The 6,934-nt window shown below is 70.0% G+C and carries 7 protein-coding genes; 2 read left to right on the top strand and 5 right to left on the bottom strand.

Translation table 11 applies throughout. The features are described 5' to 3' along the window. The first annotated feature begins 74 nt into the window (after positions 1-74). A complete protein-coding gene (locus tag ACFYXV_RS32290; RefSeq protein WP_389384832.1) occupies positions 75-749 on the top strand; it encodes a hypothetical protein in 675 nt (224 codons plus the stop codon). A gap of 141 nt (positions 750-890) precedes the next feature. On the opposite strand, the gene ACFYXV_RS32295 is transcribed toward ACFYXV_RS32290, so the two are convergent. Both ACFYXV_RS32295 and ACFYXV_RS32300 read right to left on the bottom strand, forming a co-directional pair. Beyond that, complete coding sequence (locus ACFYXV_RS32295; protein WP_389384833.1) at positions 891-2,054, bottom strand: NAD(P)/FAD-dependent oxidoreductase; 1,164 nt, start codon at positions 2,052-2,054, stop codon at positions 891-893. 91 nt (positions 2,055-2,145) lie between these two features. Further along, entirely contained in the window at positions 2,146-3,090 is a 945-nt protein-coding gene (locus tag ACFYXV_RS32300; protein ID WP_389384840.1) for an RNA polymerase sigma-70 factor, read from the bottom strand. A gap of 446 nt (positions 3,091-3,536) precedes the next feature. Here ACFYXV_RS32300 and ACFYXV_RS32305 point away from each other — a divergent pair, with 446 nt between their 5' ends. After that, positions 3,537-4,862, top strand: a complete 1,326-nt coding sequence (locus tag ACFYXV_RS32305; RefSeq protein ID WP_389384834.1) for a hypothetical protein — start codon at positions 3,537-3,539, stop codon at positions 4,860-4,862. Between the two features lie 437 nt (positions 4,863-5,299). Here ACFYXV_RS32305 and ACFYXV_RS32310 read toward each other — a convergent pair whose 3' ends face one another. From ACFYXV_RS32310 to ACFYXV_RS32320, 3 genes are all read right to left on the bottom strand, one after another. Further along, complete coding sequence (locus tag ACFYXV_RS32310) at positions 5,300-5,452, bottom strand: hypothetical protein (RefSeq protein WP_389384835.1); 153 nt, start codon at positions 5,450-5,452, stop codon at positions 5,300-5,302. A 52-nt stretch (positions 5,453-5,504) separates the two neighbouring features. Next, the gene (locus ACFYXV_RS32315) at positions 5,505-5,843 is read right to left on the bottom strand and encodes a hypothetical protein (RefSeq protein ID WP_389384836.1); all 339 of its coding nucleotides are present in this window, start codon (positions 5,841-5,843) and stop codon (positions 5,505-5,507) included. A 361-nt stretch (positions 5,844-6,204) separates the two neighbouring features. Further along, a complete protein-coding gene (locus ACFYXV_RS32320) occupies positions 6,205-6,801 on the bottom strand; it encodes an NADPH-dependent F420 reductase (RefSeq protein ID WP_389384837.1) in 597 nt (198 codons plus the stop codon). Between the last annotated feature and the right edge of the window lie 133 nt (positions 6,802-6,934).

Here is a 6,934-nt window from a genome sequence, read left to right on the forward strand (position 1 = left end):
ACTGCGCGCAGCCGGGCTCGGAGGTGATCGTTTAGGGTGCGGAGGCTCTGATCGTGCGGAATGTGGGGGATGGCATGGAACAGTTGTTGGCTCTGGTCGGCGGGCTGGCGTGGACAGTCGTGTACGTCGAGGCGATACGGGTGGGGCTGCGGGATCGGACGTACGCGATACCCGCCGGGGCCCTGGCGCTGAACTTCGCGTGGGAAGCGACGTACTCCGTCCAGGGGTTCAGCGGATCGGCGGACACGGCCCAGGCCGTCATCAACGCGGTGTGGACCGTCGCCGACGTCGTCATCGTGTACACGTACCTGCGCCACGGCCGGGCCGAGCTGCCCGGATTCGTCACCCCGCGGCTGTTCGCCGTGTGGAGCGTGCTCCTCTTCGCGAGCGCTTTCGTCGTCCAGTGGCTCTTCGTCGCGGAATTCGGCCCGCAGGACGGGGGCCACTACTCGGCGTTCCTGCAGAACCTGCTGATGTCCGGGCTGTTCATCGCCCTCTACGCGAGCCGGCGCGGCCCGCGCGGGCAGTCCCTGGTCATCGCGGTCGCCAAGTGCGTCGGCACGCTCGCCGGAGCCGTCCTCTTCGGGGTGGTGGAGTACTCCCCGCTCGTCCTCGGGCTCGGCGTGCTCTGCTTCGCCCTCGACGTCACGTACATCGCGCTGCTGGTCAAGGATCCGGCGGGCGCCGGGCGAGGCGACGCGGTCCCTGCGGCTTCGGACGGGCAGGCGGTCACGCCCGTACGACGGTGAGCGGGAGTGGCGGGCGGACGCCGAGGTGAGCGGGACGAAGAGTCGGAACGGAACCGACAGCCCGGCCTCGCGCAGCTGGCGGCGAACGTCCGGGCAGGCGCGTTGTCGGCCACTCACCCAGCCGTTCCGGAATGAGGAGCGTCACGTCGCCGGGGCGATGCGGTGGCGGCGGGTGGGGAGGAGCATCGTCGGGTGGGCCAGGCCCCATGCCGTGGACGCGCAGATGAACTCCTTGATGCGGGCGCCGGCCCGGCCCGTGATGACCGTGGGCGTCATCTCGTCCTCGTGGGTGACCCGCTGGAGGATTCCGTCGCGGCGTCCGAGGCTGATGCACTGGGCGGCGTACCCGATCGGCTTCTCGGGGACCTTTCGGCCGGTCAGGCGCGCGGCGAGGGCGTCGGCCGCCTGCCATGCCATCGGGGTGGCGGTGGCGCAGGACATCCGCAGCGCCTTGCCGCCCGCGCCGTCGGCGAGCGCGGCGTCGCCGACGGCGTACACGTCGGGGTGCGAGACCGAGCGCATGGTGCCGTCGACGATGATCCGGCCGGTGTCCGACACCTTGAGGGTGGTGGCGGCCGCGATGGGGTGCACGGTGAACCCGGCGGTCCACACGGTGACCTGCGCCGGGATCTCCCCGGCCGCATCGGTCAGGACCCGGTTCGCTTCGACGCGCTCGATGTCCGCCCCGTCGTGAACCGTGATGCCGAGCCGGTCGAGGACGGTGCCCAGGTGGCGCTGTGCCTTGTCACTGAGCCAGCCGCCCACGCCCTCGCGGGCGGCGATGGCGACCTTGAGGTGGGGGTGTGCCTCGGCGATCTCGGTGGCCGCTTCGATGCCGGTCAGGCCGCCGCCGACGACCAGGACGGCCTCGCCCGGCTCCAGTTCGTTCAGGCGTGCGCGCAGCCGCAGTGCGCCCTGCTTGCCGGCGACGTCGTGGGCGTGCTCGGCGACGCCGGGGACGCCGTGGTCGGCGTTGGTGCTTCCCAGGGCGTAGACGAGCGTGTCGTAGGCGAGGCTCTCGACGCCGTTCTCGCCGCTGAGGCCGACGGTCTTGCGGTCGGCGTCGACTTCGGTGACCCATGCGGGCCGGACCTGCACGCCGGTGCCCTCGTACACCTCGCGCAGCGGGCGGCGCGGCAGGTCCTGGCCGCTGGCGAGCTGGTGCAGCCGTATGCGTTCGACGAAGTCGGGGTCGCCGTTGACCAGGGTGATCTCGACATCGTCGCGGTGCAGCCGCCTGGCGAGGCGGCCGGCGGTGACGGCTCCGGCGTATCCGGCTCCCAGGACGACGATTCGGTGCTTCATGACGGGCTCCTGTCCGGTTGGGTTCACCTCCTGAACCGGACAGCCGCACGATCCCTGACAGGGATCGGCCGTGACGTGGATCACATTCGGGTCACCAGATCTCCGTGAGGGGCTGATGGGGGCCGGCGGCCGCCCACTGGCGCGTGATGCGTTCGAGTTTGTCGGGGTTGACCTGGATGTGGAGCGCCTCGACGCCGTCGGCGGTCGGGGCGAGGCAGATGACGCCGAGGATCCGCTCGTCGACCGCGATCAGTACGGCGGGAGCGCCGTTGACGACGTCGGCGTGGAGAGCGACGCTGCCACCGGTGACCGCTCGTTTGGCGGGGCCCGGCCGGAACAGTCCCCGCAGGTAGCGCGCGATGCCGAGCGCGCCGATGACCGGGGTCCTGCGGGCCTGGACCCGTGCGCCGCCGTCGGCCACGCTGACGGCGTCTTCGGTGAGCAGCCGGACCAGTGGGTCGGTGTCTCCGCTGAGGGCCGCGGCGAGGAACTCCCGGACGACCTCGCGGGCGGTGGCCGCGTCGACCTCGGTGCGGGCCCGGTCTGCGGTGAGGTGCTGCTTGGCGCGGCGGTGGATCTGCTGGCAGTTCGACTCGGTGAGGTCGAGGATCTCGGCCACCTCGCGGTGCCCGTACCCGAACGCTTCGCGCAGCACGTACACGGCCCGCTCGTTGGGCGACAGCCGCTCCATGAGGGTGAGCATCGCGAGGGACACCGACTCGCGCTGTTCCGCGGTGTCACTGGGCCCGAGCATCCGGTCGCCCGCCAGGACCGGCTCCGGAAGCCACTGCCCCACGTACGTCTCCCGCCTGACCCGCGCGGAGGAGAGCTGGTTGAGGCAGATGTTGGTGAGCACCTTCGTCAGCCATGCCTCGGGCGTCTCGATCCGTTCCCGGTCCGTCGCGTGCCAGCGCAGATACGTGTCCTGCACCGCGTCCTCGGCGTCGCCCGCCGACCCCAGCAGCCGATAGGCGATCGCCTCCAGACGGCCCCTGGAACTCTCGAACACGTCGGTCTCATGAACGGCGAACGGCATCGGACCATGATCGGCGACGCGCACCGGCCGCGTCCACCCACCCGCCCGGATCAGGGAGGAGAGGATGTTCGACTGCGGCTCTCCCTTGAGGGACGACGCGAGGAATTGGGTGCAGGACACGGAATGGTGCTCCCAGCACTCTCCACGCGCCTCGTTCACCATGACGGTCCGTTGGTCCGGTGGGAGGCCTGGCCGAACAAGCCAGCAGAGGCACTCCCCGTTGTCCGTCGTCGCCCAGGGGACGACTCGGTTTCCCACGATCTCCGGTTCCGCCGGCCTCTTCTCGACCTCCCCCACAGGCCTGCCAGGTCTTCCGCCTGGTTCCGTGCCCATGCGATGAGGTCGTACACGTCCCGCATTTCCCGTTGGAGGACGGAGCGAAGGTGCTGGTAGCGTCCGTCTGCTGATCGCCAGTCGGCGACACAGCGGTGTACAAGGGGGGAACAATGGCAACTCGTCGTGCCCTGCTGGCCTGTGCCGCAGCGCTGGCCGCCGGGAGTCTCGTACTGGGCGGCACCACAGCCGCGCACGCGGACAGCGGAGTCACCGGCATCACGGTCCAGGAAGCTCACAACGACTGGACCAACAACGGCAAGATCGTCGTGTCCTTGACCGCGCCGAGCGCCGTCAAGAACGTCAAGGTCAGCCTGTACTCGATGGAAACCCAGCAGACCGTGGCCACGGTGGGGAACTTCGATCTGACCTCCGGCACCGCCGAGAACGGTACGTGGAAGAACCGCGGGCGCATCCAGTTGCCGGACCTGGGCAGCTACCGCATCGACGTGTCGGCCTCCGACGAGGGCGGCGACACGCTTTCGGCCGCCGGCGTGGGCTATTTCTACTACGCCGTGCAGACGAACATGAAGGACACGAAGGTCGACCGCACCACGGTCGACTACCAGCACCGCAGCGTCACCATCAGCGGTCACCTGATGGGCCAGTGGCCGGGTTCCGGCGCCATCACCCCGATGGGCGGGCTGACCGTGGCGGTCAGCTCGTACATGGAGTATGCGGAGGTGACGACCGCGGCGGACGGCAGCTTCTCCGCCACGCTCCCGGTCACCGACCAATACCAGAACCGCATCGAGGCGGCCTTCCAGTACGACCCGAACCACGTCTTCTACAACCAGTCCTCCTCGAAGACCTTCCCGATCACGGTGAAGAAGACCGCCACCAAGATCGTCGAGACTCCGAGCGAGCGGAAGGTCCCGTTCAAGGGCACGGTGAACTCGACCAGCGCCACCCTGCTCTGGAACTCGCCCACCGGCTGGCAGCCGCTGGCCGGCAAGACGATGGGCTCCAACTCCTTCGGCGACTTCGTCCAGCGCACCACGGACGCCGGCGGCAACGCGCTCTTCCCGGCGACCCAGCCGCTCTGGAGCAACTCCTCGATCGCGGTCGGCTGGCACAGCGACGACCTGTTCCTGGCCGACGCCCAGGCGAGCGTCGACATCATGGTCGTGCAGCCCGCCGCGTTCCGGTCCCTCACCGCGACCCGCTCCGATGCCGCGACCGTGGAGGTCGCCGGCAGCATGGGGTTCGAAGGCAACTCGACGCCGGGCACCATCCCGGTGAACATCCAGTACTCCGCCACCGGCAAGGGCGGCTGGACCACCGTTGCCACCGTGCCGGACGCCAGATGGAACGGTGAGGGCTACGCCTTCTCCACCGCTGCCCCGCAGGCAGGTGCGGGTTACTGGCGTGCGACCTACACCGGCGCGCCGCAGTTCGAGAACGCCGTGAGCCAGGTCGTGTACGTCGCCGCTCCCTGACGGCCCCGCGCGCCGGTCCGCAGCCCCCGCGGCCGGGGCCCGGTGCGCGAACACGGCATGGCGAAGGCCCTGCCTGTGGTTGGGTTGCAGGCAGGGCCTTCGCGCGTCCCGCCGGCCGGTGGGGTCGCCGGCATCTGCCGGCCGAAGCCCTGGAGGAAGAAGCAGGCGATCAGACCTGGGGAGAGGTGGCGGGGTGGCGGGGTGGCGGTAGTGACCGTGACCGACGCCGAGCGGTACGGGACGGCGACCGCGCAGGCCTGGGACCGGCTCCACCCCCGGCTGACCCGCCGGGCGGCATGGGGTGGCTCTGGTGGTCCGGCACCAGCGTCCGCCCCGAGGACGACGTCGGACGCGTCCTCGCCACAGGCGAGTCATACGCCTGACCCGCACGTCACAAGGCCGGCATCAGACCTCGACGAATCGGATGGCCGGCAAGCTCAGGCGTTCCACCACGCGTCGGTGCCACATCCGACCTCGTAGTGCCACCATCCCGCTGTCTGCCCCTGTGCCAGGAGGGTCTTGATCCCGGCGAAGTCCGCGCCTGCCGTGCAGTTGCCGGACGAACTGACCCGCCCGACAGCCCAGTCCATGACGGCCATCATGCGCCGACCGTCAACCAGCGGCATCAAGCTCGGACACGCCTCAAAGGCCGGGCGTGAGAACCGTCAAGCGCACAATCGCGGCCAGAGCCAGGGCCGGCGGAACGGCGAGCCACCATCTGCGCAACCACTCGGCCTTCACGAAAACCCACGACGACAAAGCCGTCACGACCGTCAGGGTCAACGCCAGACCGGCTGCGTAGTGGGAGTGGGTGACGGCCTCACTGTCCCAGGGGCCGGCGGGTTCGACCGCATAGGCGAGCAGTTCGAGATATCCCGCCGCCACGTGGCCCAGTGCCAGGACGAAGGCACATACGGCCGTGCCTGTCCGCGAGGCCCGTGCTGGGGGGCGTCGCCGGGTCTGGTTGTTGGTCTCGCTCACCGCAGTGCTCTTCCCACCTCGTCCAGGCCGGCGTCGAAGACGTGGTGCGGGTCATACCCGCGGACTTCGGCGGCGCGGCGTACTCGGGCGGACAAGGGACCCATCGACGTCCGGTCGGGATCTTCGCTGCCCGGCAGGAAGCTGCGTCCCTCGCGGGCGAGGCCGTCCAAGATCCCTGGGTCTCCCTGGACTTCCTGCCAGGCGATGCCCGCGATCCTTTCGGGCGCGATCCCTGCCTCCGTCGACGATACCGATCCTGCCCTGACACCCTGGCCTTCGGGTCGCTCCCTCCGCTTCACGACCGAAAGTAGCTGCTCAAGAGGTCACTCCGCAGTACAGATCCCGCCCGCGGTGGTGCGGGTCAGCGGGCTATGGAGAGGGCGAAGGGGGTGAATCCGGTGGAGCGGATCACGTGCGGTACGAACAGGATCGCCGCCTCCGTTGCGCGGGCGGTCCGGATCCCGCCGAGGTCGGTGATCCATTCCTTGCGCCAGCCGAGGTCGGTGAGCAGTTCACGGACGGTCTGCTTGGCTTGCGGGTCTTCTCCGGAGAGGAAGGCGGTCGGCGGCTGGGTGAGCGTGGCCGGTGCGGTCATCACCGGGAAGAGCATGGTGTTGAGCGTTTTGACGACGTGGGTTTCGGGGAGCGCTTCCTGGAGCTGTTCGGCGAGGCTGGAGCCGGGGTAGATGAGGTCGGCGGGCAGGCCGTCCGGGCCGTCGGCGGTGGCGTTGGAGACGTCGACGAGGATCTTCCCGCGCAGTTCCTCGCGCAGGGCGGTGAGCCGTTCGAGGGAGCCGGCGCCCGGTGTGGCGTTGATGACGATCCGGGCCGTGCGGGCGGCGTCGGCGGCGGCTCCCGGCGTGCGGTCCGCCACCGTCACCTCATGTCCCGCCCGGGTGAGGGAGGTGGCCAGGTTTCCGCCGACGCGGCCGTTTCCGAGTACTGCGATCGTGGTCATGGTGTTCCGGTCCTTCGTGCGTCGTGTGCGGGTCGTGGTGTGCGGGTTCAGCGGGAGAGCGTGGCGACGGCCTGGGCGTGGACGCCGGGGGCGGTGGCCAGGAAGCTGTCGCTCTGCGGGGTCCAGGGGTGGC

The organism is Streptomyces sp. NPDC002181 (assembly GCF_042890485.1).
In the GTDB taxonomy this organism is placed as follows: domain Bacteria; phylum Actinomycetota; class Actinomycetes; order Streptomycetales; family Streptomycetaceae; genus Streptomyces.

Bases quoted from the DNA above. Each gene is read 5' to 3' on its own strand.
- ACFYXV_RS32290 (WP_389384832.1), top strand. From the start codon at position 75: ATGGAACAGTTGTTGGCTCTGGTCGGCGGGCTGGCGTGGACAGTCGTG.
- ACFYXV_RS32295 (WP_389384833.1), bottom strand. From the start codon at position 2,054: ATGAAGCACCGAATCGTCGTCCTGGGAGCCGGATACGCCGGAGCCGTC.
- ACFYXV_RS32300 (WP_389384840.1), bottom strand. From the start codon at position 3,090: ATGCCGTTCGCCGTTCATGAGACCGACGTGTTCGAGAGTTCCAGGGGC.
- ACFYXV_RS32305 (WP_389384834.1), top strand. From the start codon at position 3,537: ATGGCAACTCGTCGTGCCCTGCTGGCCTGTGCCGCAGCGCTGGCCGCC.
- ACFYXV_RS32310 (WP_389384835.1), bottom strand. From the start codon at position 5,452: ATGGACTGGGCTGTCGGGCGGGTCAGTTCGTCCGGCAACTGCACGGCA.
- ACFYXV_RS32320 (WP_389384837.1), bottom strand. From the start codon at position 6,801: ATGACCACGATCGCAGTACTCGGAAACGGCCGCGTCGGCGGAAACCTG.